The organism is Longimicrobiaceae bacterium, from assembly GCA_035936415.1.
Classification (GTDB): domain Bacteria; phylum Gemmatimonadota; class Gemmatimonadetes; order Longimicrobiales; family Longimicrobiaceae; genus JAFAYN01.
On the sequence record DASYWD010000412.1, the window covers coordinates 1 to 1,701 of the forward strand.

General features: G+C 73.0%; 2 protein-coding genes. Both read right to left on the minus strand.

Going from position 1 to position 1,701, the window contains the following annotated elements:
• Positions 1-943: LysR family transcriptional regulator (locus VGR37_16775; protein HEV2149063.1), on the minus strand; the 943-nt coding region annotated here is incomplete at its 3' end.
• A 108-nt stretch (positions 944-1,051) separates the two neighbouring features.
• Positions 1,052-1,701, minus strand: a 650-nt coding sequence (locus VGR37_16780) for a carbonic anhydrase (protein HEV2149064.1), incomplete at its 5' end; no start/stop codon positions are given.

Consider the following 1,701-nt stretch of genomic DNA (forward strand, 5'->3'; position numbering starts at 1 on the left):
AGCCCCCGCCGGGATCTCCCGGCGGGGGCTCGCCCCCCTCCTCCTCCGCGAAGAACCCGCTCCTGGCCGCCTCCGAGATGGCGATCACCGCCGGGTGCGTGATCCTGCGCTCCACCGAGATCGCGTAGAAGCGCTCGCGCACCCGCTGCAGCCGCCCCACCCTCGCCACCCCGTACGCGCTCCGCACCTCCGCTTCCACCACCGAGGGGGCGGCGAAGAGTCCCATCCCCTGCTGTCCCAGCACCTGCAGGAGCGCCACGTCCTCCACCTCGGCCACGACCTCCGGGGCGATCCCCTCCTCCGCGAACCAGCCGTCCAGCGAGCGGCGCAGCGCCGTGTTCTCCGTCTGCAGCAGGAAGGGCGCGCCGTCCAGCGAGCCCGGGAAGCCAGGGCGGAACCGCTCCGCGAGCGACTCCGTCCCGAACACCGTCACGTCGCTCTCCCCCAGCAGGTGGCTGAAGGCGCGCACCTGCACCGTGGGCGGGGCGGGGACGTCGGCCAGCACCAGGTCCAGCGCGTGGATGGAGAGGTCGCCCAGGAGGCGCTCGGTCTTGTCGATGCGGAACACCAGCCGGAACGGGTCGGGAAGCTCCAGCGCCGGGCGGATCAGGCGGTAGGTGGTGAGCTTGGGGAGCGAGTCCGAGATCCCCACGGCGAAGCGCAGCGGCCGCCCCGTTGGGCGCCCCTGCACCGTCTCCACCATCTCCCGGCCCAGCGTGAAGATCTCCTCCGCGTAGCGGTAGACGGTGTGCCCCATCTCGGTGAGCACCAGGTTGCGCCCGCTCTTCGCGAACAGGCGCTCGCCCAGCGTGCGCTCCAGCTCGCGGATCTGGCCGCTGATGGTGGGCTGGGTGAGGTGGAGCTTCCGGGTCGCGCGGGCGATGCTCCCCTCCCGCGCGACGACCCAGAAGTAGTAGAGCTGGTGATACTTGAGCGACGGCATGGGGTGAAAGTAGGCTTCAGCCGTGCTCGCGGACAGGGTACGACGAGGGCGCCCGCACCGGAATCCCGGTGCGGGCGCCTCGCTGCAGCCGGCTCTTTCCTGCCGTCCCTACCCCTCCAGGAACGTCACCCGGCCGCTCGCCAGGTCGTACACGCCGCCCACCACCTTCAGCTTCCCTTCCTTCACCAGGCCGGCGATCACCGGCGACGCACGGCTGAGCAGGCGCGCCTGGATGCGCACGTTCTCGGCGATGGCGGCGTCCAGGTCGGGGCCCGCGGCGTCCACGGCCGGCTGGATGTGCTGGTACAGCGCGCTGATCTGCCCCGGGACCGGATCCCCGGCGATGGTGGCCTTCACGGCGCCGCAGGCGCTGTGGCCCAGCACCACGAGCGCCCTGCTCCCCAGCACCAGCGTCCCGAACTCCAGGCTCCCCAGGATCTCCGGGGTGACGATGTTCCCCGCCGCGCGGCACACGAACAGGTCGCCGAAGCCCTGGTCGAAGACCAGCTCCACCGGGACCCGCGAGTCCGCGCACCCCAGGATCGAGGCGAAGGGCGTCTGCTTGGGGGCGACCTCGCGCACCCGCGCCAGGTTGCGGTTGGGCTCCGTGACGCCGCCGCGGGCGAAGCGCGCGTTCCCCTCGCGGAGCGCCTGGAGCGCCTCCTCCGGCGTGCGCACCGGGCGGGTGAAGCCCGCCGGGAACTCCTCCGCGGCCGCCGGGACGGCGGTCGCCAGGACTCCGGCGGCGGCCGCGCCCA